Genomic DNA, 24,756 nt, shown 5'->3' with positions numbered 1-24,756 from the left:
TTCATTAGGGGGCTAAATAGGTATAGCCTTCTTTTAGTAACCTCGTATTCTTCATAATCATCTTTTGTAAGAACAGCTTGATCAGACATTTGGACATCACCATGCATTTTATAAACGATAGCATCTGCATTAGATTTTGTAATAGCTAAATTCTGAGGAGTCATCTTTACATCAACAATTTTATTGTTAGCCCTCAAGCTATCCTCTATTAAATGGTCATAATTTGTTGTCCAATATGTATCTATGGGAAGTTGAGATAATATTTCGTGATTACGAGTTGATTGTGCATCTTTAGTAAAGTTTTCAATCAATACTTGATTTAATTTTCCTCGTCCTCCATTTTCATTCACATGATATTGAGCTACAGCAATTAAATCGTCTTCTTTATCAACATCAAGCCCTAATTCATCTGCAATGTCCCTTAACAATTCTTTCCAGTTCACGTATCCCGCAGGTTGAGATAATCCTGCACCCGCAAAAATCCCCGCATTCGAATTTTGTATTTCACTAACAAAAGTTCGGATAAATTCAGATATTTTTCTATCATACATATGCTTCTATACAACCCCTTATTTTTTAAAAGGTGATCAACTCTCAGCTATATCATAAAAGAGATGATCACCTTTAAAAGAAATTGATCTAGGCTGTTTCACCTAATATCATTATACCAGTTTATGCTGAACGATTAAATCTTTTCCTTTTTATCCATTCTCCTATGTTCCCTTTATTGTTAAATGTTCACTACTGACTTTACTTTTTGTAGGAAGTTGCTTAATCCCCTGCTATCCATAAAAGCAAATGGTTTTCCATGCTTCTTAGCAAATTCTTTACCCTTTTCAGCTTGGTTCGCTACCATCGGCATGTATTAGTTCTCCCCCTAAGTTTGCTATTGCTTTTTCAAATTCTGTCTTACCTTGTCCACCTAAAAGTAAAATCTTTTTCCCTTGTAATTCATCAGTTTCCAACACTTCTGATGTCTCTGATTTTGAAGTTTTATTTTTATAGTATGAAGTAGGTAAAGGAGTGATATGTTGAGAGCGATTTATATTGTGTTTCCAAATCACTCTATACTCATTTAGATTATTTTTATTATAGGCTATATCCACTATTTCTCCTGGTTTAAGCTCGTCTTTTATTCTTGTTTCGTCATCTATAAGAAAGGTATGTGGTACACCATTACATTTAATATCTTTGACCACTCCATTTTCAAAGTATTCAGAAGCCACTAAATATGATCTGCTGAAATTAAATCCCCTTCTTCAAATCCATATCTCCTTATTATAGTTTCAGGAACATATAAACCAATTTCATCTAATTTACCTCTTTTTAAATTTCTTTTTAGTTCATAACAGTTTTTCCTTGGTTCAGTCTCATTAATTTCCTCAACGGATTTGGAGAGTTCCTTTTGTCTTTCCGATCCTGTATCAGAATATTCATTATCAACCGGAATCTTTAACGAAGATAAACTTTTTAAAAAAGTAAAGTATTCTAAAAATGACTTCTTTTGTTGTTTCGATATTCTCAAAGTTTATGCCTTTAATAATTTTTATCATATTTGCAGTTGCATCATTTAAATAATCCTGTTTATTCAAATATATCCCTCCATATGAAACGATTGCGCCGTTTTCGCATGTGTTCCCTTCTGTGAATGCTCCTGAGCTGTCGTCAACTTACTAATCGTTATGGTGTTCTTGTTTTCTTCTCAAGCCTTAGATCCAACCATCATCATTTTAGCGGTAATATCAGTGCAGCTGACACCGCCCGCAAACACGCGGATAAAAATGTAAGAACCCTCCGAATCTGGAGAGTTCTTTTTATGAGTGATATTTATTCGTTGACTATTGTCTTTCGTCTTTCGTTTATTGAATAAGACTATTGATGATTTCTACGTGCAATAGACAGCTATTGCAATATTTCGATATAGCCTTCGGTTCCATGCACGCGAATTCGTTGTCCATCTTTTATCAGTTTGGTTGCATTCTCTACTCCGACAACGGCTGGCAAGCCGTATTCACGTGCGATAACTGCTCCATGGGTCATCAGGCCGCCAACTTCGGTGACCAGGCCTTTGATGGATACAAACAATGGTGTCCAGCTGGGATCCGTAAAGGCGGTGACCAAAATATCCCCATTCTCCAGATCAGCATCTTCCATGTTTAAAATGACACGCGCTCGTCCCTCTATCACTCCGGAAGAAACAGGCAGACCTGCAATAGCCTCGGCCGGGAGATTCTCTCGTTTGTATTCACCTGCAATGATTTCGCCGTCAGACGTGATAACGCGCGGTGGAGTTAGTTTTTCATATAATTTGTACTCGTCTTTACGTTTGCTGATGATCTGGTAATCTAGTGTATTTGTGCGTACGGCTTTGTGAAGTTCTTCAAAAGTGAGATAGTATATATCTTCTTTTTCGTGAATAATGCCGGCTTGTTCGAGTTTTTCGGCTTCTTTCAGTAAAGCCTGCTTATAAACGAAGTAGCGATGAATCATGCCGTATTTTGGATATTCCCGATAGCCTATGAAATTCCGGATGAGACCGATCATTCGTTTTGTTTCTTTGGCTTTTTGTTCACCATCCGGCAATTGTTTCAATCGCTCTAATATTTCTTGTTCTTTTTGCAAAGCCACACGCCGCCCTTGTTCAAATTTCCGATGGCTTTCATTAGGCTCAAAGTTTTTGATGTTACCCAGAATCAACGGGACAAGTGTAATTGGTTTTTCGTTCCATCGGGTTTTCGTAATATCGATTTCTCCGGGACAACGCATTCCGTATTTGCTGAGATAATCATAGATAGCGTCTCGGGTTTCGCGTCCGCCATCAAACTTAGCCAGTTCATCCAAAAAGTTATCATCTTTTACATGTTGTAAGTAATCAATTACCTCTGGATAAGGACGTATCACATCTGCGACATTGAGTAGCGCCAGACCCATTTCCGAAGTAATATTGTTTGGGACAGCTTGAGAAAGCGTATCTGCTGCGTTTTTTTCACCTAACCATTTGTTCATGTTTTCATTGATCCATGTTGAAGCATTCATGGCTGTCATAATTACACCAAAGCTTTGTGGATCAGATAAACTCTTCTTTAATTGCTGGATATCTTCCAGAATAAAATCAAACAGATCCGTTCCTGATTTCGTTTGGATGTTTTGTTTTAATTCTTCTATCGATGTTTGACTGCGCTTAATCAAATCAGAAACGATTGTCGGATCGTAGTCGTTTAATGTTTGATAATCCGCAGGCGGCATACCTTTTGTGCTTTTACCGGGGCTCATTTCTTTTTCATCATTTGGTAACTTTTTTATAAAATCTTCTCGCTCTAGTACGGTCATGAGCGCGTCTTTTATGAGCGGATCGGATTGTCCCAGTTTTAATATAGTTTCTCTACTGGCAGGTGAAGCCAGCATAGGTGTAACATCAACAAACAACCTTCCACCGGCTATGCGCATGTTTGCCGGAGTCGTTAACAGCCAAAAAGACAATCCCAGTGGTTTCATGGGGTCTGTCATCATTTGTTGGTGACCAACAGATACATAAACGTGATTTTCCTGATCATCCGCCTCAGGGATCGGGTATAAAGTTGTGATCGGCCGACTCTGGACAATATAAAATGTATCATCAGCCAAACACCATTCGATATCTTGCGGCTGGCCGAAATAAGCTTCGATCTGTCTTCCGATGCGTGCCAGTTGTAAAATTTGTCCGTCAGTAAGTGTTTGCGTCTTTTGTTGATCGGGATCGATCTGCTTTGTCTCCGTTCCGCCTTCTTTTCGTCCATAGATCGCCAATTTTTTAGTTGCGATCCTTTTATCGACGATTTCCCCTTCCTGTACTTTATAACAATCGGCAGATACCAAGCCGGAGACCAGCGCTTCTCCAAGTCCAAAACCGGCATCGATGGATAGCGGCTTTCGGTTGGAAGTAATGGGATCAGCGGTAAATAGAATCCCTGAAGCCTGCGGGAAAACCATCCTTTGGATGATAACGGATATATAAACTTGACTGTGGTCAAATTCATTTTGCATACGGTAGATGACCGCGCGATCCGTAAATAGGGATGCCCAACATTTGCTGATGTGCTGCAAAATTGCTTCTTTGCCGATGACATTTAAATAGGTGTCTTGTTGACCGGCAAAAGAGGCATGCGGCAAATCTTCAGCAGTCGCGCTAGAACGCACGGCATAAGCGTGTTCATCGCCAAACTGGGAGAGATAGTGAGAAACTGTTTTCACAACATCGGAAGGAATTTCTACTTCCATAATGGTTTTTCGGATCTTCCTGCTGATTTCACCAATTTGATCTCGATCTTCCACTTTTAGCATGTTCAGTTGATCCAACAACGTTTGTAACGTTTCGTTTTGTTTGATGGCTTTTTGATATCCTGCTGTTGTGACGCAAAATCCTTCCGGTACTTGTATTCCTTGAATTTTTGATAATTCCCCTAAATGTAACCCCTTTCCCCCAACGAGCAAAAACTGTGTTTTTTCCATTTCGTGAAAACCGAGAACCAAAGAACTCATTCTCCATCTCTCCTTCAAAAAAATTTGACAAGAGCTTTCCTGCATGGTACAATTAAAATATAAGATGGGATATCTATAACATTTGATGGAAAGCAAACGTAATCTGATTATATCATCGTGTCTGTTTTCGTGCAATATAAAAAGAACCTGGTAAAACTGTCCAGGTTCTTTCTTAATTTCTTGCTATCCTTAGTCAAGGATATGAACTATATTGAAACATGGTTTCAGGAACATCAAGGACGTTATTCTATCCTTGTAGCCGAATCAAAAGAAGAAATTGCGGGTTGGGCTTCCTTAAACCCTTACTCCCACCGTTGTGTTTATAAAGGCGTTGCTGACCTTTCTGTCTATGTTGACCGTTCATTTCGCGGAAAAGGAGTGGGCAGCTTACTTCTTAAAGCACTCGAAAAGACAGCTAAAGAAAATGAATTTTATAAAATCGTCCTAGACGTTTCCCTTAACGGACTCGGACAAAGTTTATACAAAAAAATGGGCTACAGGCAAGTTGGTATCTTTAAAAATCAAGGAATTCTAGATGGACAGTATGTTGATGTGATGGCAATGGAAAAGTTGTTGTAAAACCAAATGAAGGGCCCTTCTGTTTTGAAGGACCTTTCATTTTTTTATTTTCCCTCGGTCGCAAACCGTTTGATTCTTTCTTCAATTTGATCTCGAACCCGCTTGAATACAGCCCATCTCTCTTTTTCAGTTCCTGTTGCTTTGGCTGGATCATCGAATCCCCAATGATCACGTTTGACGTGCGGGGGCGTCATTGGGCATTTATCGTTGGCATCGCCACATAATGTAACGACAAAATCAGCCTTGTTTAAAATTTGAGGATCAATCATATCTGAAGTTTGGTTTGAAATATCTATTCCTGCTTCCTTCATTGCCTTTACGGCATTCGGATTTAAACCATGGGCCTCAATTCCAGCCGAAAAAACATTGTATTCATCGCCTAAATATTTTTTGCCAAACCCTTCTGCCATTTGACTTCGACAAGAATTCCCTGTACACAAGAAGTAAATCGTCTTTTTTTCTTTGCTCATTTTTTTCATCCAACCTTTCGCTTATTGTCCTTTGACATTTGAACCATAGTATTTCTTGCGCAGCCAAAGAGCAACGTTCACCAATCCGATCATAACCGGTACCTCAACTAAAGGGCCGATAACCGCTGCAAATGCAGCACCCGAGTGAATGCCGAATACACCGACAGCCACTGCAATTGCTAACTCAAAGTTATTACTGCCTGCTGTAAAGGCCAATGTTGCGGCAACCCCATAGTTTGACCCGAATTTCTTTCCTAAGAAAAACGAAACAAAAAACATCACGACAAAGTAAATGAGTAACGGAATCGCAACCCGGACTACATCCAGCGGCAAGCTTACAATCATATCTCCCTTTAAGGAGAACATTACGATAATGGTAAACAGCAAAGCGATAAGCGTAACCGGGCTGATTTTTGGAATGAATCCTTTTTCATACCATTGTCTGCCCTTTGCTTTAACAAGTATTAAGCGTGTTAACATTCCAGCAAGAAACGGAATACCTAAGTAAATAAATACAGATTTTGCGACTTCGCCCATTGTAATATCAACGATTGCGCCTTCAAGACCAAGCCGTTCTGGAATGACAGTTACAAAGATATAAGCATAAACTGAAAAAAACAGTACCTGGAAAACAGAGTTAAAAGCCACCAATCCGGCCGCGTATTGAGTGTCGCCTTTCGCTAGATCATTCCACACAATAACCATGGCGATACAACGAGCTAAACCAATCATAATGAGTCCAACCATGTACTCTGGTTTATCAGGCAAAAATACAATGGCTAATAAGAACATGAGAATCGGACCAATAATCCAGTTTTGTACAAGCGATAACAAAAGGATTTTGATATCTGTAAAAACTCTTCCCATTTCTTCATAGCGCACTTTGGCAAGCGGAGGATACATCATCAAAATTAAGCCAATCGCAAGTGGTATAGATGTTGTTCCTATTTGCCAATGGTGTAGTCGGTCTGCGAAATTGGGAAAGACAAACCCTGTCCCTGTTCCGATCGCCATGGCAAGGAAAATCCAAAGTGTTAAATAGCGGTCAAGAAAAGACAATCGCTTTTTTTCTGTATGACTCATTTTCTCAAGCCCCCTCCGCTACTGTTATTAGCAGTCACAACGAGCTGTAACCTTGCTTGCATTTATTTTTTTGATTTGCTCTGTTTGGTCTGGTATATGCTTTAACAACTCATCGATTAATTCGAAAAATTCGCTTTTCGGATTTAAAGAATAATAAACCCACTGCCCTCTTTTTTCTTCGTTCAATAATCCTGCATTCTTGAGTTTGCGAAGATGTTGGCTAATGGACGGCTGACTCATGGTAAACACCTCGAGAAATTCACAAACACAACATTCACGCTGTTTTAGAATAGCCGCCATCGTTAATCGTGTTTTATCCCCGAGCAATTTTAATCCTTCTGCCGCCTTATCAATCTCTATAATTGTTTTATTCACTTGATACTCCTCCAGTTTGAATATTGCTATATAATTATATACTTATATGTTAGGCAGAAGCAATGATATTATGTAAAGTCATAAGTCATAAATGAAAGGTCATCTCCAAAGGTTTTCGCTGGCATGCGGTAAGTACAAAAAAGAAGCATGTTTTTTCCTACAAGGATTTTTTATTTCATGTAATTTTTGGATAACTTAGAGAAAAATCAAAAAAGACTGCCGGGAACATCGGCAGCCTGCTTTGATATCGCCTAAAGCATGGTGATTATTATACTAAGTTGATTTTTTCAGCTCATCTATTGATTGAATTCATTAACTGAAAGAAGTATTCAGGTTTATGAGTTTTATTTAGGTTATACCATGAATCTAATGTATCTGGTGCAAACACATCTAATTTTTTCAGGACTTCTATCGCAAATTCCAGAGGAGCTACTCCTGATGCTGTCACCAAATTCTCGTCAGATACTGCAGGTTTCATCTCATAAAATCTTTCTCCTTTATAATGAGGACAGACCATTTTAATATACTCTAAGCTGTTGCTTGGATGTTTTCTGGAATCTAGGTATCCAATATTCGCGAGGCCCTCAGTTGCACCGCAAATTGCAGCAACAATAGTGCCAAGCTTTAAAGCTTGGCCGATTTTTTTCAAAAGAGGTTGATGAATACTTTCTCCCCAAGTATTCCCTCCAGGTAAAATGACAAGATCTTTACTCCCAAAAGTACACTCATCAAGGGAAATATCTGGCGTTATGTTCAGTCCCCCCATCGTCGTAATCATTTCTTTCTTAGCTCCTACTGTAACCACTTTTAAAGGGGCTAAACCTTTTTTGAAATATCTTCCTGTGTTTAGTTCAGCAATTAAATATCCGTATTCCCAGTCTGACATTGTATGAAATACATAAAGATAGACTTTTTTTGTTTGCACTCAATAACACTCCCATTACAATTGATATAACCTATCATAATATAACTTCCCTGACAGTTAACGTCAGGGAAGTTATCATGCTTGATGAAATTTTATTAATTCCGACAGAACTTCGATAAGTCTTTTCTTAAGACTTATTGGCTCAATAACTCGAATTGATTTACCGTACGGTAAAAGTAAATGAGGTACATATGTATGTATCATATTTTTTTCAAGAAGAAATACCGCTTGATTTGAAGTCCTTTCTTGCAAATAATGTCCTAAAAACCAATGTTGGCAAATATCATCCAACGCTCTTGTATTCCCGTTAATAACCAAAGGGATAATCCCTTCCTTATCTTCTATTGTCGGAAGGAGGTTTTTCATAAAAAAGTCACGTGCTGAAAATTTCTCTGGCCGGTTAAACCTATTTTCGGTTAGCTTTAGACTTTCAATTCGATCTACTCTAAAACTGCGGATATCCTTTCTAAGATGACAAAATCCAATCACATACCACTTATGATTCCAATAAATCATTCTGTACGGATCAACCAATCTATTACTTGATTGCTCTTCGCCAATTTTATGGTATAGAATTTTTACAGAGTATCCGCCAGCTACGGCCAGCTCCAACTCCTTTAAGAAAGGTTCCATCGAGAAGGAACTTAATCGACTTATTACTTCAAGACTGATTAAATGTTGGTTTATCTTTGTTTTCTGCTCTTGATTTGAATATTTACTCAGCTTTGAAACAGCCCTATTAAGTACTTCTCCTCCATAATATCCGGCTTCTTCTGCAAAAACAGCAGCGTGAAATAGTGAGATTTGCTCCTCAACATCAAAAAAAAGAGGAGCTTCAATAAAATTGTTCAATAAAGTGTACCCCCCGTTATGTCCCGGGTCTGAAATGATAGGTACACCACTTGTTGAAAGTGTATCAATATAACGATATACAGTTCTTATATTTATCTCTAACTTTTCTGAAATTTGTTTGGCAGTAATTTTTTCACCTGAACTAAGCATCCAAAGAATTGCTAGCATATTGTCCATTTTAGGCATATAAATCTACCTCTTGTTTAAATGTCTTCAATTCTAGGTTTAAACGGACTTCCTCAATTTTAGAATGCAATTCTTCTGTGAATGTTTTGCTGTTTTTTTCAAAACGGGCACGTTTATAACTTTGAACTGCTCCTGAAATCTGAGGCCAAGTGAAACTTGGTGCATCAACAAGAATATCTCCTATCATGCTTGATATGGACTCCTTTGCAATATCTGCAGTTGTTTGTTCTATATATTCATTCAAAATTAATCTCCTCCTTGTGACTTAGATAGAAAAACTAATATGCTTTTCTGCAGAGTCACTTAATTGTTTACAGCTATGATTGTAATACTAGTCAGGCCTTTTTAGTTCCTTCTTAAATCAACTGCCATAGTGACATAAGCAGGGGTTATCAAATTATAGAGACAGATCCAACTATATCAATGGGTATCGATAAAACAAAAAGTAAGGCAAAACTTTGGGAATATTCAAATGAAAATTTACCTGAAGAAGCAAAAGAAAAATACGAAAAGGATATTAAAGTACTAGAAAAAGAACAGCAAGAGCATTTGAAAAGCTTAAAGCAAGAAAAAAAGCAGGCTATGATGGCCTGCTTTTCATTAAGATTAAAAGAATTAATCGTACCATAAAGAGACTTTCTTTATTTTAACATTTGTGCTCGAGCTTCCATCATTCACAAATTTGAAGCGATACTTTTTACCTCTTTTTAAGTCAGTCATATTGTAATGCATTTCACCTTTCCATCCACCCGGTAACGAGACTTTTTTTGCTCGGCTTCCCGGTCCCCCGTTTTTATCATATGCTACAATTATCGAAAATGGTTTAGCCGTACCTTGTGGAGTGACAAGAAGGGTTCTTGGATTTTTAAACGCTTGACCGTATGAGCCCTTGCCGAGCCAGTAATTATAATTAAAGTTAAAGGCAGGTGACGTAAATGTTTTATACATCACCTTTATTGGAGTGTCTTCAGATTGTTCCTCTTCGAGTTTAATCATATCTTTCAGTTCTTCCAAAGTATAAGGATGAATTTCATCCCCATTTTCGCCATATATTTTGATTTGTTTTGCAATCTCTTCTTTTTTAGCATCAAGATCATTTTGTGTTAGAGCTTTTGTCTCAGGAGTTGATACAGTTGTTGTTGCCTCTACCTTGCTTGTCCCGCTAAAACCAAAAAGAGAGATACATAGAACAGCTGCGATTGACCAAAATGTCACTTTTCCTTTCATGTACATAGGCTCCTTTACTCATTTTTTGTCATTACCAGCGTAACATAAATTGGTTGTTAAAAAAATACACAAGATGAAAAACATTCTATAAAATTAACAATTCTTATCGGAACGAATCAATTTCATTTGTGGAACACTTGCTTCAATAAAAAAAGAGGCATATTCTAATGAACATGCCTCCTCTTCTTGAGTATGATTACTGAAAATCATAACAATACTCTGCTATATATCTCTTTTCTTCTATTCTCAAAGAAAGGGTCGCAATACAATTGCTGCAATTGCCAGTAATGGCAAGCCGACTCCGGTCACTGACTATCCACAAGACAAGTTAATCATTTTCATCGTGTTCAATAAAATAATGATTCTTGCGATAAGACACTGCTTCCATGGTTGCGATCAGATTTTCACCATGTAAGATGTCGATTCGATAAAAACCTGTGCGAAAGTTTCGCTTGACTTCTGTCGCGCGGGCAACGATCTTGTCCCCTGGTTTAGCTGATTCAATAAACTGGATGGTTGTCGAGAGTCCTAATGATGTTTTTCCGTATGCATTGCACGCTGCCGAAAAAGCATGATCTGCTAATGCGTATAGCACTGCCCCGTGAACAGTCCCATATGCATTTACCATATGGCTTCTTACTTCAAGCATTGCTTCCGCAAAGCCTGCTTCAAATGTTGTCAGCTGAATTCCCAGCGATTGTGCATACGGATCGTTCTTTACATGTTTATAAATTTGTTGATAGTGTTTTTCGTAAATGTTGACCTCGTCAATTTTCTTCTTCATTGCCGGCTCCTCCTTCGAATAAAAGCGGAATTAAAAAACCCATTGCACTAACATCATGTAGGTGATCGTTCCCCCTGCTATGGAAAGGAGCATATTTTTCTTCCAAAAGTGAAGCAGCGCAACTGCCGCTACTGCAATAAATTCAGGGATGCCGCGGCTGCCGGAAAGTAAACTCACATCCTTAAAACAATAAATGACCAAAAGCCCGATGACCGCTGATGGCAGCGCTTTGCCGAGATATTGTATATACTTCGGCGTCGGTTTGCCCGATGGGAAAATCATAAATGGAAGAAACCTCGTCAGCATTGTGCCTAGCACAACCATAGCAATCGTGATCATTTGCTGCGTTACACTCATTGTCATGCCGCAACCTCAACTTTCTCCAATGGTTTTCTAAAAGCGGTAAGCACTCCCAGAATCGCAAGCATGGCAGGAATCATGAAGTCGTTTCCGCCAAAAATCATAAGGGTTGCTGCCGAAAGTCCAAGTCCTGCGAGGGCACTAAAGTGCCGTTTCTCTTTCATCCACTGTTCAATAAAAATCACAACAAAAAGAGCGGTCATCACGAAATCGAGCCCTTCTGTGTTGAACTTGACGAGAGATCCGAAAATGCCGCCGATCGCCGCTCCTATGACCCAATAAGAATGATTAAGCAGTGTCACGAAGAACATAAACCAGCCCTTGTCTACATTCTTCGGAATATGGGCGGTACAATTGATAGAAAAAGACTCGTCGCACATCCCGTAAATCAGATAAAACTTTTTCTTACCGGTTCCCCTATACTTATCCAGCATGGAAATGCCATAAAACAAATGGCGTGCGTTCACCATTAAAGTACAGAAAAGAGCGTTCAGCGGGTTGAACGCCCCAAGCAAAAAATTGGCTGCGACAAATTCCATTGAGCCTGCAAAAATGGCAAAGCTCATGATGATTGGATAAATGGCGTTAAACCCTAATGAATTCATATAGATTCCGTAGGCAATCCCCAAAAATATAAAGCCCGCCAAAATCGGAAGCGTATGCGGAAAAGCCGCGCGGCAAGCAATCCATATTTGATTTCTTTTTTTCATATGATCCACATCCTTAGCTGAAACTTTATTCCATACAAATTTAACACACAAAATCCATACAATGAACAAAAGAATTGTATGGATTACAATTCTTTTGTTCAAAATCAATCTTTGAAATGGGAGCTGATCAATTATAAAATTCCATACAATAAATGATATGATTGTATGGAATACGATCTAAGAGGTGCAATATGCCGGTAAATTCATTTGATCATTATCCAATGTCTTGGAAACCTGATAAAAAAGCGTTAAAGCGTCCTTATTATTATTCGATTGCGGAGCTGCTTGAACAGGATATTGTAAACGGCTTCTTGGCGCCCGGGACAAAGCTGCCGCCACAGCGGGAATTGGCGGATTTTCTCGACTTAAACTTTACCACGGTTACCCGTGCCTACAAATTGTGCGAGTTCAAGGGTTTGATTTATGCAATCACAGGAAGCGGAACCTTTGTATCTCCCAATGCAGCCCGTTCTATTACCATCTCCGCGGATAACATCACAAATCTTATTGATTTTGGATTTGTAGCCTCTTTTGAACAAACCAACGGAAACGTATCGGAGCTTATGCAAAAGGTTGCGGAGAAAAGCTATTTGGATAAGCTTTTAAATTACAATGATCCGACAGGAATTCCGCATCAAAAAACGGCAGGGTTAAATTGGATGGAGTCTTTCGGTATTCAGGCAGACCAAGAGCATATGGCGATTGTTTCCGGGGCCCAAAATGCGCTGGCCATTGCATTGACGGCACTGTTTGAGCCTGGTAATCGGATTGCAACCGATTTATACACCTATTCAAACTTTATTGAGTTGGCAAAAATGCTCCATGTACAGTTGGTCCCCATTCCCGGAGACCAGTTTGGGATGCTGCCGGATGAACTTGAAAAACAGTGCTGCCAAACAAAAATACACGGGGTTTTTCTGATGCCTTCTTGCTGTAATCCCACAACAATCATGATTTCAGATTTTCGAAAACATGAATTAGCGGCGGTTATCCGCAAGCATCATTTGATTTTGATCGAGGATGATATCCATGCATTTCTGACGGCAGGTATTATCTCCGATTATCAGAAGCCGATGTTCAATTTACTTCCGGACCAGAGCGTATATATTTGCAGCACTTCCAAGTCCATATGCTCCGGATTAAGAGTCGCCTATATGGTGTATGGGGATGCCTTCCGCCAGAATATTTTACAGAGCATTTTCAACGTCAATGTCAAAACGTCCTCGTTAGATGCGGAGGTCGTCACGGAGCTGATTCTATCAGGCAAGGCTCATGAAATTGTGTCGCAAAAGAAACAACTTGCCCAGTCTGCAAATGAGATATACTCGGACTATTTTCCTCCGAGTCAGCCTGGAGAACATCCTCTCAGTTTTTACCGCTGGCTTTCTATTGAAGAGAATGTTGATTCATCTCAGTTGGAAGCGGATTTGAAGATGCGCGGCATTCGGGTTTTTCATTCTGACCGTTTTCTCAGCGGGCAGACTGTACGCGAAAAGTATCTGCGCATTGCCCTTTCTTCTACAAACTCATTAGAGGAGTTGAAAGTGGGGTTGGACATACTGAAACAGTATCTTGGCTGATACGAGAAATAAAATCAGAAAGAGGAGAAACCTAGAACATCAAGAGGTATAGACAAAAAGTGAATCAGACACGACCAAATGGAGGTTTTGGTTGTGTTTTTTATGTTGCCTGGAGAAAGAGCAATGGGGAAATTGATTCTTTTTTGCAGCTGTTTTTGGTACAATTGGATTGGTTCTTCCAGTACGAATATAAGCGAAGAAACGCAGATCAACGATACAATGTTTACAGATATACATAGTAAATCAGGAGGGTGAGAGTATGGGGAGATCGAGGCAAATAAAACAGTTTGAAAAACGATTTAGGAAAGAAGTAATTGAGGTGGCAGCAGTCACCGGTCCATCCGGCATTGGAGCTGGAAGAGCGGACGATGATGCGATGTGGAGGGCTTCTATTCCGTTGATTGCCTGGAAAGAGCCGGGGAACGGCAAACCTGCTGTTCAGGAGGAGCTGGATCTGGAATGGCTGGCCGATGACGACGAATGGGAGAAAACAGGAGATCTTTTGGAGGCGAATGCCGTTGTCAGGCTGTATGCTCGCATGGGTGATCAGGCCATGATGCTCGTAAAGGTTGCAGATACGGATCATCAGGACGAAGAATTGCAAAGTATTTTGCAGAAATCATTAAAGCCGGTATATTATGAGGACGAGAAATTGGGCACCTTTGAGCTGTTCAAGTCGGTCAATGTGTTTGAGAAGGACATCACCTGGGCCGGACAAAATGGAAAGCTCTACTTTGATTGGGATGAAGACGATCGGCAGATGCAGGCTTCGCTGGAAACCGCACATATTCTATTTCAAGACCAGGCGCATTGGAATGCCAAAATACGGGCTTACGCTGCTGAAGAACTGGTCGAACTGGCCAATGAATGGCTGCAAGATAACGACGAAGCGGAGTTTGAGGAAATCACCAAGAAGATGTTCATCGAGCTCATGGAATTGAGCAGTATCAGCGTGTATCCTGATGGAGACTTTGAAGTATTCTTTGATGACGGCGATATGTTTTGGGGACACTCGATCATCGTCAGCGGCCACCGAAACGGTACGTTTGAATCAGCTGAAATTGCCGGATAAAGCTGGTCGGCGCATTCCGTTTGTTTCAGGTTTTCAATGCTGAAGCCTGTCCCCCTCTTCTTTTCTTGTCTCGTTTTCGATGCTGAAAACCGAAAAACCTTGAAAAGCCGCGGGCCTTTCAAGGTTTTTACCCTCGTTCTAAAAACTGCAGCCATTATTTTATTTGCACCAATAAAAATGTGTATTTTGTGCCCTCCGGCTTGTTTTTCCAATAAATCGTTACCTCCGCATCCCCTTTTTTGAGGCCTTTATAGTCCACCGAGTTCAAGCCTGGATTAGCATATGCATGAAGAATAAAGGGATCATCAACCGAAACCGTTAAATCGTCATCCGTAAATTCAATTTTAGGACCGCCATTGATACTGCCGCAATAGAAATGCGCACGGCCGGAACCGCCAATGCCAACTGTTTCGTCGTACACGGTGAAGATGTGGGTTGAGCATTCGCTTGGCTTAATGGTCCCGCTTGATGCAGCATTTGCAGATGTTCCATGAAAGGACAGGACCGCCGCGAAGGCAATAGCTAGTGACAAGAAATATTTGCTTAATTTTCCGATGTTCATGTTGTCAACCTCCAACCAAATATTGTTAGTATACATATTCTTAAGATAGAAATATATACCAAAAACATTGCGGGTATGTGAGGGATCTTTTTTCACAAAAAAGAGCTGACGGTTAAAGTCAGCTCAAATTAAAATTGGCAGATTCAGAAGGTTTAAAGAACTTATATACCGCTTCATCGCTTACATCTGAAACGCGCTTGTACTCATAGTCCGGTGATTGATCGCGATCGATCAGGACGGACCGCACGCCTTCATAGAAATCACTGTGTCTCAAAAAGTTCTTTGCAAGCAGCAGATCCGTGGCAAAACATTCTTCCAGCGTTTTTTGTTTGCCTCCCGCCAGTTGCTTTAACGCGATCTTCAATGAAAATGGGGACTTGGAAAGAAGCAGTTTCTTTATATTCAAGCCAAAGTCGCTTTCCTCTCTATCGAGCGACTGAAGGATCTCTTCCAACGTATTGAACCTAAAATGATGATCAATCGTTTTTTGATGAGAAGAGAGTTCGCTCTTTTGAGAAGGCTCCGTTCGAAATTCTCCGATCATCTGATCAAGCTTTTCCCCAACTTTTACAAGGTTCCAGTTCGTATGTTCCACTTTTTTAATCAATTGCTCTAAAGCGTCGCTTTCCATGTAAATGTCTGCACCATTCATATACAGCACATCAGCAGCATGGATGACAGACGCCGTTAATGCGAGGTAGCGCCCAATGTGACCGGGAGCTTTGTTAAAAAAATAGGCTGCGCCGACATCCGGAAAGAAACCGATATTCATTTCCGGCATCGCCCATTTCGTCCTTTCCGTCACAATCCGGTGGCTGGCTCCATACGTCAGGCCTACCCCTCCGCCCATGACGATGCCGTCTAAACAGGCGATGATCGGCTTCGGAAATCGGTAGACGGCCATGTCGGCCTCATATTCTTTTTCAAAAAAACGCTCAGCAGCTTGCATTGCTCGTTTGGACGAACGAGCCTGGTAGAGCGCTTTAATATCACCTCCGGCACAAAGCCCTTTTGGACCAGCGCCTTTGATGATCACGACAGAAACGTTATGATCTGTCTTCCATTCTGTTAACTTTTCGCCAATCACGCGGACCATGTCATAAGTGAGTGAGTTGAGCGCTTTCGGGCGGTTCAAAACAATAGTTGCGACGCCATTTTGATTGACGGAACACAAAACGTCATCAGACATCTTGATCCCCTCCTTTTATGAATGATAAAAGTCTGGTTTTCGTTTCTCGACGAATGCGTGAATGCCTTCTTTGGCATCTGACGAGAGAAACAGTTCGGCAAATCTTTTTCGTTCCCTTTCCAGCCCTCGTTCCATGCTCTCATTGCTGCCTTGTATGATACATTCGACTGCACGCATGACACTTGTCATGCTTTTCCCTTCTACAAATGACATTGCGACAGCAGTTGCCGTGTTCATGAGTTCCTCTTCCTTCTCGGCAAGCTGCGCGATCTTTAGCTCTACCGCTTCATGAGCTGAAAGTGTTCGGCTTGTAAGGATGAGGTCAAGTGCTGCGGCTGTACCCGTTATCTTGCGGAGCCGCTGTGTACCCCCAAATGCAGGAATCAGCCCGAGCTTTAATTCCGGCAGACCGACTGTCGCCTGATCTGATACGATTCTGAAGTGACAGCTCAGCGCCAGTTCAAAACCTCCGCCGAGAGCCGGTCCGTTTATCGCGGCGATGACGGGTTTTTTTAGAGCTTCGACTTCATTGCAGAGCGCTTGGCCTCCTTCAGCCAGCGCCAATCCTTGTTTTTCATCTCCTAATTTTGAAACGAACTCTTTTATGTCTGCTCCTGCTGCAAAGAAGCGGCCCTCCCCTGTGATGATAATCGCCCTTGTGTCATCATCTGCGGCGAGTTCCCTAAAAAGTGACCTGAGTTCGGCGATACAGGGAGAAGATAGTGTATTTACCGGCGGATTGTTCAATATGACAGTCGTGATAAAATGTTCTTTTTTAAGCGTTACGTATTTCCAGTTCAAGATTTATCCCTCCAGTATAAAAAAGACCCCTCTAAAGGTCTTTATCCAGTTGTTAGAGGGGGTTAAAGGTTAGAACCATCGTTCGGTGACAACTTTTTTACGTGTGTAAAATTGAACGCCGTCTTTTCCGTTTGTCCCAAGATCTCCGTAGAAAGAAGCTTTGTTCCCCGCGAAGGAGAAGAACGCCATTGGAGCCGGTACATTGACATTCACGCCGATCATGCCGGCATCAATTTTATCCCGGAATTGCTGAACGCTTTTGCCGTTCGACGTGTATATCACGGCGCCGTTGGCAAATTTCGATTGATTGGCGAGTTCGATCCCCTCATCAAGGTCTTTCACCCGTACGACGCTCAAGACCGGCGCGAAGATTTCTTCCTGCCATATTTTCATGTCCGGTGTCACGCGATCAAAAATAGTCGCTCCCACATAGTAGCCTTCTTGAACACCCGGATCGCGTCCGTCAACGGCTAAAACGGCTCCTCCCTTTACGCCGCTGTCAATGTAATCAAGGACGCGGTTTTTGTGCACTTCTCGGATCAGCGGGCCGACAAAGTGATCCTCAGATCTACCGTCTCCCGTTTTCAGTTTTCTTGTTTCAGAAACGAGCAATTCCATGAATTCATCTGCGATTTCATCAACGACCGCCGCCACTGAGCATGCCATGCAGCGTTCCCCGCTGCTTCCGAACGCCGCGCCGATGATGCCTTGAACCGATTTTTCAAGGTGGCAATCCGCCAGGACAATCGCATGGTTTTTAGCGCCGGCAAGTGCCTGAACGCGTTTTCCGTTAGCTGTACCCTTTTGGTACACATGCCTTGCTACCGGCTCTGAACCAACGAAGGAAATGGCTTTGATATCTTCATTCTCCAATAAACCGTTTACGACTTCTTTCCCCCCATGGACGAGGTTCAGGACACCTTTCGGAAAACCTGATTCATAGAACAGCTCTACAAGTTTCTCTGCAAGAATAGGCGTCCGTTCCGAAGCTTTCAGGACAAACGTGTTTCCGCAAGCGACAGCCAGCGGAAACATCCACAGGGGAACCATCATGGGAAAGTTAAATGGCGTAATACCGGCAACGACTCCTAAAGGATAGCGCCAGATGGATCCGTCGATGCCGTCTGCGATCGCGGGCAAGGATTCCCCCATCATTAAAGTAGGCGTTGCGGTCGCAAGTTCAACGACTTCGATCCCCCGCTGCACTTCCCCGCGGGCATCCTTTAACGTTTTGCCGTTTTCCATCGTAATGATGTCAGCCAATTGTTCCTTTTGCTCTTGAAGAAGCTGCAAATATTTGTATAAACGTCTTGTCCTGTTGGGGACAGGCATCAATGACCAGGTCCGATAAGCATGCTGTGCGGCCTGTACTGCGCGGTCTACATCCGCTCTCGCAGACAGAGGCACATAGGCGATTATGTTTCCGTTTGCCGGATTGATCACTTCTTCGACTTCGGTACCCGTAGAATCAACCCATTCTCCATTGATATTATTTTTCATTGTTTTAGCGTCGGTTTTCATCATCTCATCATCGCCTCTCCTTACATAAGAGCAGTCGTCTGCTCGCTTATTTTTTTGTATAAGACAGACATATCCTTTTCGCCATACCCGTTCTTTTCGGCTTCTTCATACAGGTCAAAGAGGATTTTGCTGACCGGCAGTTCCACCTTGTTCTTTTTCGCTAAATCCAATGCAAAGCCGAGATCTTTCAGCAGGAGTTTCAAAGAAAAGCCGGGTTCGTAGTTATGATCCGCTATGAAGCTTTTATAATTGCGTTCATAGATACGGCTCTGCCCATAACTGACGTTCAGCATCTCAAACAATTGATCAAGATCTAAATTGCTGTTTTTGGCAAGGTGCAGAGCCTCGCTGACTCCTGCTGTATAAAATCCGATTAAGAGGTTGTTGATCAACTTCGTCTTTGTACCGCTGTCGACATTCCCGTTCACATGAAAAATATTCTCGCCCATCGCTTTAAAAACAGACATTGCTTTATCGAAAGCGGATTTCGAACCTCCTGCCATAAAGGTGAGCGTCCGGTTTTCCGCCCCTATTACACCGCCGCTGACGGGAGCCGCCAGAAAATCGACGCCTTTATTCTTCGCCGCCTCTTCAATGCGGATATTCAGTTCAGGAGCGACGGTACTCGTATCGACCAGCAGGATACCGGGCTCAGCAAGATTGACGAGTCCTTTTTCCCCAAGAAAAACCTCCTCTACTGCGTTTGATGAAGGAAGGCTTGTAAGGATGACATCACTCAGTTCAACCATCTTTTCAAGCGGAATGCCGATCGTTCCCCCTGCTTGATGAAAAGACATCTCAGCATCTTTGTTGAGATCCATTCCATACACAGTAAAGTTTGACAGAAGCAAATTTTTTGACATAGGAAGGCCCATGTTGCCCAAACCGATAAACCCGATTTTTTTCACAACATTTCACACTCCGTTCACACCATATATTTTTCATGAGCGGCTATTCTTTTTGCGATTTCGCGTTTTTGAGCAAACAGGTTGCTGTAGAGGGGTACAGGGAGGCTGCGAATCTCTTCCAATGCGAGTTTTCTTTCGGCTTCATCTGATTCGATCCCTGATAAGACGGATATCGCTATCTCTTCAATTCTCCGGAACCCTTCTTCACAAATGACGGCGGTCATCATCTCTTTCAACCATTCTTTTTCCTTTCCGCTTTTTTGCAGCGCTTTTTCCGTACGAATGACTGAGGATTCCATCACATAGATTTCTTTTTTCATGTCGGCGATGAGCCGCGAGTATTCCTGTTCCTGCTGAATGTTAATGTTGGAGTGTGTCAGTGCGTTCAAAGATTTGTTGAGGAGACGGTTGGACAGGTCGATGAATTGCCGGTTGCGGTTTTCTTGCTTGCTTAATTGAATTTCAAACATAGTGCCGACGCTTTGATGCGCTTGTTTCACCAAAAGCTTGGCGATCGTCAGGCGGTTTATTTCGTTTGTACCTTCGAATATTCGGCTGATCCTAGCATCCCGGTACAATCGTTCGACTTCATACTCCTGCATAAATCCGTAGCCGCCGTGAATCTGCACCGCCTCGTCAACGATCCGGCCGAGTATTTCAGAACAGTTTACTTTATTGATCGCACATTCAGATGCATAGTTTGCCAGTTCTCTCAATCTTTCGTCCAGCGGATCAGCAGACTCAAACACATTGTCCAAGCTGTCTGCCGTCCTGTAGGCGGCGCTTTCCGCTCCATAAATAGATATCGCCATATCGGCAACCTTTTCTTGAATCATCGAAAAGCTGATGACTGGCCTATTAAACTGTTTACGCTGTTTTGCGTAGTTCACGGAAAGTTTCAATGCTTGTTTTGACGTTCCAATGTTCGAAAACGCCAGCTTTAATCGCGCCATGTTCAAAATGTTCAATGCTACGTGATGACCTTTTCCGACTGTTCCCAGAACATTCTTTGCCGGTATGCTGACTTCTTCCAAGATTAAAGTTGCTGTCGAAGAGCCTTTTATCCCCATCTTTTTCTCTTCAGGTCCGATCGAAACGCCTTTAAACGACCGCTCCACGATAAATGCGGTCATGCCTTCATTCGTTTTCGCAAAGACAACATATACATCAGCCACTTGCGCGTTCGTAATCCACTGTTTTTCGCCATTTAAAATCCAGGCCGTTCCCTCTTCGTTCAGGACGGCCGTCGTTTTTGCGTTTAAAGCGTCTGATCCTGCGTTAGGTTCTGTAAGCGCATAAGCTCCGATCCATTCTCCCGATGCCAATTTCGGAAGGTATTTTTGTTTTTGTTCTTCTGTTCCATAATAAACGTACGGCAATGTCCCGACACCTGCATGAATATTAAAGGAGACGCTGAACGATCCGCCGGCCCCCATTTTCTCGGCTACGAGCCCTGAAAGCTTCTTGTTGAGAGACAGGCCGCCATACTCTTCCGGAACTTCGATACCAAGCAAGCCGAGCTCTCCCGCTTTCTGAAACAACTTTTTTGTGTTTTCGTGATGATGCTGATCAATCGATTCAAGAAGAGGGATTACTTCGTTTCTGACAAATAATTCAGTCGTTTTTGAAATGAGCTGCTCCTCCTCATTGAAATCTTCCGGAGTAAATACATCAGCTGCCGATACATGATCAGAAATGAAGGGGTCATTCCATCGAAGTTCTGCTTTTCCCATCGCTTTCCTCCTCGCTTCCGCTCATGAATAATGGTTGAAGAAAAAAAGAAAACGCTTACATAAATTTCTTGATGCGAATTATCGCCTTCTTTTCTTCCGCTGTGTTTTGATGAGTTCTGTTCTTCGGCAATGATCGTTTTTGCAATTTCTGTTTCCGGATGTTCAAAGTCAAAACCATTTTGCATATCCTGATGACCATCTGAAAACCCAAGTTCTTCAGGTGCGAGTGCCTAAAGGGAAGATGGTGTCTGCTCCGGTTCCACATATGAAACTGCAGATTGCGGTCTCCAGTACTTCCGGCGGCGTTCGGATCGGGGATCAAATGCGCGGCACACACAAGGTATCTGGCGCTGCCTGGAAATAGTCGAATACCTTCCGGAAAAAACGGCTCCCAACACTGTTTGTGAGCCCTTTCGATATTATTCTGCTCATGCTTACCTAAATCAGATTTCTCCCACCTGCCGCGCATAACAGGAAGACAGAGCACGTGTTTTTCACCGCTTATGCTTTGGCATGCAGCGATCGGAAAATTCTCAGGCTAATTCCTCATTGAATCTTCCCGCCTACATGCTGCCGAAGACAGTTCAAACAGCCTGCGGAACATGGCCGGATGCTCACCGCTCTTTCCTTTTAAGCAGATGATTAGCATACAATACAAACGTTACTCTGCATATATTGGGTTTAAAACCAATGATAGCGAATATTTGGGAATTTTACAAATGTTTTTTGGTTATCATTTTCCTGCACACGAACAAGTGTTTCCGGATACACACCAGCATGACTGTGAGCCGTCTTCTTCGAGGCTAAAGAAAGAAGTTGCTGGCTTAAAAGCTTTGCCTGTTTACGAATCAAAAGTCCAATTTAAAAGGGGCTTTTTGAATTCTTGACTGATCTTCCACACGATTTGCCTTAAAGTCTACTTTAAGGTCTATAATAATGTTGGAATCCAAAGCAAATAGCCGGTTGCTGGATTTTCCCCTGCTTCCGCGGGCTTTTTATTTTTTGGAACATGATAATAATGAAAGTATGGAGGTTGCAATGGGATATTCTATTAAAGAAGTTTCTGAAAAGGTCGGCTTACCTACACATACGCTCCGGTATTACGAGCAAGAGGGTCTTCTCCCCTTTATTAAAAGAGATGCCAATAGAAACCGTATTTTTGATGAAAATGATTTGACATGGCTGGAGCTCGTGATTTGCCTGCGGAAAACCGGCATTGCTCTTTCTGAATTACGCGAGATTGTCGAGTTGACAAAAGAAGGAGATTGGACAATCCCGAACCGCAAACAGATACTTGAAAAACATAAAGAGAAAATGATGGAGAAACAAAGAGATCTGGATCGGGCTTTTCAAAAAATTGACGTGAAAATAGAATACTACAATCAATTGGAAAAACAGCACCAGTCAGAAATGAGTAAAGCTGATTAAGATAAGTTAATCAGCTTTTTTCTTGTAAAAAAGAAAGAAATGTTTCCAAGGTCTTTGCGGCAGCTTGCTCATCGATTCCATCTGTAATTAAGGTGATGTCGTCCCCCTCTTGAACCGCTGGATTCATAATTTCCATGATATCCTTTCCATTCGCGGATCGCCCGGTTTTTGTTAAAACGATTACACTCTTAAAAGTAAATGCCTTTCGTACAAATATAGCCGAATGTCTCGCTTGCAGTCCCCGCGGAAGCTGAACGATAAGCTTTTTTACGATCATCATGTTTCACCTGTTAACATTTATTTTGTCTCCAGATCACCTACTGATCAGTATTCAAAACTTTTGTGGGCAAACATCCCTCCTTTTTAAAGGCAATCACGCCAGACTTATACCGTTTAGATTAATCTTTAAAGCCGACTTTAAGGCAAGGGTTTTTTCCGTTTTCCAAGGTGTATTGGAAAGCATCTAAAACATCGGGAGGTACGCCTGCCTCATTTTCCCCATTTGATACTGCCGTTAAATAGATTTTGTCCGGAATGGGCTCGGCTTGACGCGAATGAAAGCAAACGTGTAAATTTCCTATAAAAAACGCAAAAGATGGGTCAACCAATTGAATTGGCTGAACCCATCTTCTATCAAAAATAGAAGGCATTTTTCTTGAATTACAAGGTAGAGATGTCAATAACGAATCGATAACGCACATCACTGCGAAGAACGCGATCATACGCTTCGTCTACTTGGTCGGCACGAATGATCTCTATTTTAGGAGCGACACCGTGCTCTGCGGCAAAGTCGAGCATTTCTTGTGTTTCGCGAATTCCGCCGACAAGCGAACCTGCAATGCTGCGGCGGCCCATGATTAAGGAAAACACGCTGTACTGATCCTGTTCGGCCGGCGCACCTACGTTGACAAGCGTTCCGTCTACGCGAAGCATTGATAAATAAGCATCAACGTCAAGGTTTGCAGACACGGTGTTTAAGATCAGGTCAAAACGGCCGGCCAGCTCAGTGAATGTAGCCGGATCACTCGTTGCAAAGTAGTGATCTGCGCCAAAACTCAAGGCCGCCTCTTTCTTACTCAAAGACCGGCTCAAGACCGTTACTTCAGCACCCATCGCATGCGCGAATTGGATGGCTACATGGCCGAGTCCGCCCATTCCCACAATAGCAACTTTCTTGCCGGATCCGGCCTTCCAGTGTTTCAAAGGAGAGTACGTGGTGATGCCTGCACACAGCAGCGGGCTTGCCTCATCCAAGTCCAAATTGTCTGGAATGCGGACGACGAAATCTTCTTTTACAACGATTTTTTGGCTGTAGCCGCCGTATGTCGGATTTCCATCGTAGTCTAATGAATTATACGTTTGGACTACGCCTTTTGTACAAAATTGCTCCTCGCCAATCAGGCAGTATTCGCATTCTCCGCAGGAATCAACAAAGCAGCCGACGCCGACGCGGTCCCCGACGGCAAATTTGGTAACGTCTCCTCCCACTGCTGTCACGACTCCGGCGATTTCATGTCCCGGAACCATCGGGAAGATTCCGCCGCCCCATTCATCATAAGCACTATGGATATCAGAATGGCAAATACCGCTAAACTTAATATCTATTAAAACGTCATTTGGCCGTAAATCTCTCCGCTCAATCGTCGTCAGTTCGAATTTTGCTTTTGCGCTTGGAGTGCTTAGCACGCGGCTTGGTATGCTTTTATGATTACACATGATATAACCCCACCCTTTCTTCATCAAAAGATACAAGAATATGTTAAACCTTAAAGTGAACTTTAACGCAAGGGTTTTTGGCTGAATTAGCTAAAAAGTAATAGAAAGCCTCCGGCGATTTGATTTAACCCCCATGCCTCGACTAAACAACATAATAAGTATAAAAATAAAAAATGA

The 24,756-nt window shown here is 42.0% G+C and carries 27 protein-coding genes and 1 pseudogene; 5 read left to right on the top strand and 23 right to left on the bottom strand.

Annotated elements, in window-relative coordinates:
- From AB447_RS16500 to ppsA, 5 genes are all read right to left on the bottom strand, one after another.
- The coding region (locus tag AB447_RS16500) for an SIR2 family protein (RefSeq protein ID WP_048355122.1) at positions 1–551 on the bottom strand (551 nt) is incomplete at its 3' end.
- A gap of 179 nt (positions 552–730) precedes the next feature.
- Positions 731–862: a DUF2325 domain-containing protein gene (locus AB447_RS26950; RefSeq protein WP_232517680.1), complete on the bottom strand. Its 132-nt coding sequence runs from the start codon at positions 860–862 to the stop codon at positions 731–733.
- Positions 837–1,226, bottom strand: coding sequence for a hypothetical protein (locus AB447_RS16495; protein ID WP_048355123.1), 390 nt, complete (start codon positions 1,224–1,226; stop codon positions 837–839). Before AB447_RS16495 ends, AB447_RS26950 begins: the two co-directional genes overlap by 26 nt.
- On the bottom strand, positions 1,226–1,525 hold the full coding sequence (locus AB447_RS25910; protein WP_156415994.1) for a hypothetical protein: 300 nt from the start codon (positions 1,523–1,525) through the stop codon (positions 1,226–1,228). Before AB447_RS25910 ends, AB447_RS16495 begins: the two co-directional genes overlap by 1 nt.
- 377 nt (positions 1,526–1,902) lie before the next feature.
- Positions 1,903–4,518, bottom strand: a complete 2,616-nt coding sequence (gene ppsA, locus AB447_RS16490; protein ID WP_048355124.1) for a phosphoenolpyruvate synthase — start codon at positions 4,516–4,518, stop codon at positions 1,903–1,905.
- A 192-nt stretch (positions 4,519–4,710) separates the two neighbouring features.
- Between ppsA and AB447_RS16485 the strand changes: the two are divergent.
- A pseudogene (locus tag AB447_RS16485) lies at positions 4,711–5,097 on the top strand (N-acetyltransferase family protein); the annotation flags it as partial.
- 44 nt (positions 5,098–5,141) lie between these two features.
- Here the strand turns inward: AB447_RS16485 and arsC are convergent.
- From arsC to AB447_RS16455, 6 genes are all read right to left on the bottom strand, one after another.
- A complete protein-coding gene (gene arsC / locus AB447_RS16480) occupies positions 5,142–5,567 on the bottom strand; it encodes an arsenate reductase (thioredoxin) (protein WP_048355202.1) in 426 nt (141 codons plus the stop codon).
- A 21-nt stretch (positions 5,568–5,588) separates the two neighbouring features.
- Positions 5,589–6,650: an ACR3 family arsenite efflux transporter gene (gene arsB / locus AB447_RS16475; protein ID WP_048355125.1), complete on the bottom strand. Its 1,062-nt coding sequence runs from the start codon at positions 6,648–6,650 to the stop codon at positions 5,589–5,591.
- A gap of 27 nt (positions 6,651–6,677) precedes the next feature.
- Complete coding sequence (locus AB447_RS16470) at positions 6,678–7,025, bottom strand: ArsR/SmtB family transcription factor (RefSeq protein WP_048355126.1); 348 nt, start codon at positions 7,023–7,025, stop codon at positions 6,678–6,680.
- Positions 7,026–7,317: 292 nt separating this feature from the next.
- A complete protein-coding gene (locus AB447_RS16465; protein ID WP_048355127.1) occupies positions 7,318–7,950 on the bottom strand; it encodes a type 1 glutamine amidotransferase family protein in 633 nt (210 codons plus the stop codon).
- Between the two features lie 75 nt (positions 7,951–8,025).
- Positions 8,026–8,988: a helix-turn-helix transcriptional regulator gene (locus AB447_RS16460; protein WP_048355128.1), complete on the bottom strand. Its 963-nt coding sequence runs from the start codon at positions 8,986–8,988 to the stop codon at positions 8,026–8,028.
- On the bottom strand, positions 8,981–9,232 hold the full coding sequence (locus AB447_RS16455) for a hypothetical protein (RefSeq protein ID WP_048355129.1): 252 nt from the start codon (positions 9,230–9,232) through the stop codon (positions 8,981–8,983). The genes AB447_RS16460 and AB447_RS16455 overlap by 8 nt, the downstream gene beginning before the upstream one ends.
- Before the next feature lie 116 nt (positions 9,233–9,348).
- On the opposite strand from AB447_RS16455, the gene AB447_RS16450 reads away from it, so the two are divergent.
- Positions 9,349–9,618 carry a YolC/YozM family protein gene (locus AB447_RS16450; RefSeq protein ID WP_479370971.1) on the top strand — a complete coding sequence of 90 codons (270 nt, stop codon included), beginning with the start codon at positions 9,349–9,351 and terminating at the stop codon, positions 9,616–9,618.
- Here AB447_RS16450 and AB447_RS16445 read toward each other — a convergent pair.
- From AB447_RS16445 to azlC, 4 genes are all read right to left on the bottom strand, one after another.
- A complete protein-coding gene (locus AB447_RS16445; protein ID WP_048355131.1) occupies positions 9,604–10,215 on the bottom strand; it encodes a hypothetical protein in 612 nt (203 codons plus the stop codon). The genes AB447_RS16450 and AB447_RS16445 overlap by 15 nt on opposite strands.
- Positions 10,216–10,543: 328 nt before the next feature.
- The gene (locus AB447_RS16440) at positions 10,544–10,999 is read right to left on the bottom strand and encodes a PaaI family thioesterase (RefSeq protein WP_048355132.1); all 456 of its coding nucleotides are present in this window, start codon (positions 10,997–10,999) and stop codon (positions 10,544–10,546) included.
- A gap of 30 nt (positions 11,000–11,029) precedes the next feature.
- Positions 11,030–11,362, bottom strand: a complete 333-nt coding sequence (locus tag AB447_RS16435; RefSeq protein ID WP_048355133.1) for a branched-chain amino acid transporter permease — start codon at positions 11,360–11,362, stop codon at positions 11,030–11,032.
- Positions 11,359–12,069 (bottom strand): azaleucine resistance protein AzlC, encoded by a 711-nt coding sequence (azlC, locus tag AB447_RS16430; RefSeq protein WP_048355134.1) that lies wholly within the window; start codon positions 12,067–12,069, stop codon positions 11,359–11,361. The genes AB447_RS16435 and azlC overlap by 4 nt, the downstream gene beginning before the upstream one ends.
- A 191-nt stretch (positions 12,070–12,260) precedes the next feature.
- Here azlC and AB447_RS16425 point away from each other — a divergent pair, with 191 nt between their 5' ends.
- On the top strand, positions 12,261–13,649 hold the full coding sequence (locus AB447_RS16425) for an aminotransferase-like domain-containing protein (protein WP_048355135.1): 1,389 nt from the start codon (positions 12,261–12,263) through the stop codon (positions 13,647–13,649).
- Positions 13,650–13,908: 259 nt separating this feature from the next.
- Complete coding sequence (locus AB447_RS16420) at positions 13,909–14,721, top strand: DUF2262 domain-containing protein (RefSeq protein WP_048355136.1); 813 nt, start codon at positions 13,909–13,911, stop codon at positions 14,719–14,721.
- A 154-nt stretch (positions 14,722–14,875) separates the two neighbouring features.
- On the opposite strand, the gene AB447_RS16415 is transcribed toward AB447_RS16420, so the two are convergent.
- From AB447_RS16415 to AB447_RS16390, 6 genes are all read right to left on the bottom strand, one after another.
- On the bottom strand, positions 14,876–15,283 hold the full coding sequence (locus AB447_RS16415) for a hypothetical protein (protein ID WP_048355137.1): 408 nt from the start codon (positions 15,281–15,283) through the stop codon (positions 14,876–14,878).
- 118 nt (positions 15,284–15,401) lie between these two features.
- Entirely contained in the window at positions 15,402–16,472 is a 1,071-nt protein-coding gene (locus AB447_RS16410) for an enoyl-CoA hydratase/isomerase family protein (protein WP_048405980.1), read from the bottom strand.
- A gap of 15 nt (positions 16,473–16,487) precedes the next feature.
- The gene (locus AB447_RS16405; RefSeq protein ID WP_048355138.1) at positions 16,488–17,273 is read right to left on the bottom strand and encodes an enoyl-CoA hydratase-related protein; all 786 of its coding nucleotides are present in this window, start codon (positions 17,271–17,273) and stop codon (positions 16,488–16,490) included.
- 69 nt (positions 17,274–17,342) lie between these two features.
- Positions 17,343–18,797 (bottom strand): CoA-acylating methylmalonate-semialdehyde dehydrogenase, encoded by a 1,455-nt coding sequence (locus tag AB447_RS16400; protein ID WP_048355139.1) that lies wholly within the window; start codon positions 18,795–18,797, stop codon positions 17,343–17,345.
- Positions 18,798–18,814: 17 nt separating this feature from the next.
- On the bottom strand, positions 18,815–19,702 hold the full coding sequence (locus AB447_RS16395) for an NAD(P)-dependent oxidoreductase (protein WP_048355140.1): 888 nt from the start codon (positions 19,700–19,702) through the stop codon (positions 18,815–18,817).
- Between the two features lie 17 nt (positions 19,703–19,719).
- Positions 19,720–21,435: an acyl-CoA dehydrogenase family protein gene (locus AB447_RS16390; protein ID WP_048355141.1), complete on the bottom strand. Its 1,716-nt coding sequence runs from the start codon at positions 21,433–21,435 to the stop codon at positions 19,720–19,722.
- A gap of 1,038 nt (positions 21,436–22,473) precedes the next feature.
- On the opposite strand from AB447_RS16390, the gene AB447_RS16380 reads away from it, so the two are divergent.
- A complete protein-coding gene (locus AB447_RS16380) occupies positions 22,474–22,863 on the top strand; it encodes a MerR family transcriptional regulator (protein ID WP_048355203.1) in 390 nt (129 codons plus the stop codon).
- Positions 22,864–22,873: 10 nt separating this feature from the next.
- On the opposite strand, the gene AB447_RS16375 is transcribed toward AB447_RS16380, so the two are convergent.
- Entirely contained in the window at positions 22,874–23,143 is a 270-nt protein-coding gene (locus AB447_RS16375; RefSeq protein ID WP_411801427.1) for an HPr family phosphocarrier protein, read from the bottom strand.
- Between the two features lie 380 nt (positions 23,144–23,523).
- Positions 23,524–24,579, bottom strand: coding sequence for an NAD(P)-dependent alcohol dehydrogenase (locus AB447_RS16365; protein ID WP_057957663.1), 1,056 nt, complete (start codon positions 24,577–24,579; stop codon positions 23,524–23,526).
- Positions 24,580–24,756 lie beyond the last annotated feature (177 nt).

Origin of the sequence: Bacillus glycinifermentans (genome assembly GCF_001042475.2) — a bacterium.
In the GTDB taxonomy this organism is placed as follows: Bacteria; Bacillota; Bacilli; order Bacillales; family Bacillaceae; genus Bacillus; species Bacillus glycinifermentans.
Note: the sequence above shows the minus strand (reverse complement) of the source record. Positions and strands in the feature narration are given on the sequence as shown.

What these genes read in the sequence shown, in the direction of transcription:
- AB447_RS26950 (WP_232517680.1), bottom strand. Translation starts at nt 862, where the DNA reads ATGCCGATGGTAGCGAACCAAGCTGAAAAGGGTAAAGAATTTGCTAAG.
- ppsA (WP_048355124.1), bottom strand. Translation starts at nt 4,518, where the DNA reads ATGAGTTCTTTGGTTCTCGGTTTTCACGAAATGGAAAAAACACAGTTT.
- arsC (WP_048355202.1), bottom strand. Translation starts at nt 5,567, where the DNA reads ATGAGCAAAGAAAAAAAGACGATTTACTTCTTGTGTACAGGGAATTCT.
- arsB (WP_048355125.1), bottom strand. Translation starts at nt 6,650, where the DNA reads ATGAGTCATACAGAAAAAAAGCGATTGTCTTTTCTTGACCGCTATTTA.
- AB447_RS16460 (WP_048355128.1), bottom strand. Translation starts at nt 8,988, where the DNA reads ATGCCTAAAATGGACAATATGCTAGCAATTCTTTGGATGCTTAGTTCA.
- AB447_RS16445 (WP_048355131.1), bottom strand. Translation starts at nt 10,215, where the DNA reads ATGAAAGGAAAAGTGACATTTTGGTCAATCGCAGCTGTTCTATGTATC.
- AB447_RS16440 (WP_048355132.1), bottom strand. Translation starts at nt 10,999, where the DNA reads ATGAAGAAGAAAATTGACGAGGTCAACATTTACGAAAAACACTATCAA.
- AB447_RS16435 (WP_048355133.1), bottom strand. Translation starts at nt 11,362, where the DNA reads ATGACAATGAGTGTAACGCAGCAAATGATCACGATTGCTATGGTTGTG.
- azlC (WP_048355134.1), bottom strand. Translation starts at nt 12,069, where the DNA reads ATGAAAAAAAGAAATCAAATATGGATTGCTTGCCGCGCGGCTTTTCCG.
- AB447_RS16425 (WP_048355135.1), top strand. Translation starts at nt 12,261, where the DNA reads ATGCCGGTAAATTCATTTGATCATTATCCAATGTCTTGGAAACCTGAT.
- AB447_RS16420 (WP_048355136.1), top strand. Translation starts at nt 13,909, where the DNA reads ATGGGGAGATCGAGGCAAATAAAACAGTTTGAAAAACGATTTAGGAAA.
- AB447_RS16415 (WP_048355137.1), bottom strand. Translation starts at nt 15,283, where the DNA reads ATGAACATCGGAAAATTAAGCAAATATTTCTTGTCACTAGCTATTGCC.
- AB447_RS16410 (WP_048405980.1), bottom strand. Translation starts at nt 16,472, where the DNA reads ATGTCTGATGACGTTTTGTGTTCCGTCAATCAAAATGGCGTCGCAACT.
- AB447_RS16400 (WP_048355139.1), bottom strand. Translation starts at nt 18,797, where the DNA reads ATGATGAAAACCGACGCTAAAACAATGAAAAATAATATCAATGGAGAA.
- AB447_RS16390 (WP_048355141.1), bottom strand. Translation starts at nt 21,435, where the DNA reads ATGGGAAAAGCAGAACTTCGATGGAATGACCCCTTCATTTCTGATCAT.
- AB447_RS16380 (WP_048355203.1), top strand. Translation starts at nt 22,474, where the DNA reads ATGGGATATTCTATTAAAGAAGTTTCTGAAAAGGTCGGCTTACCTACA.
- AB447_RS16375 (WP_411801427.1), bottom strand. Translation starts at nt 23,143, where the DNA reads ATGATGATCGTAAAAAAGCTTATCGTTCAGCTTCCGCGGGGACTGCAA.
- AB447_RS16365 (WP_057957663.1), bottom strand. Translation starts at nt 24,579, where the DNA reads ATGTGTAATCATAAAAGCATACCAAGCCGCGTGCTAAGCACTCCAAGC.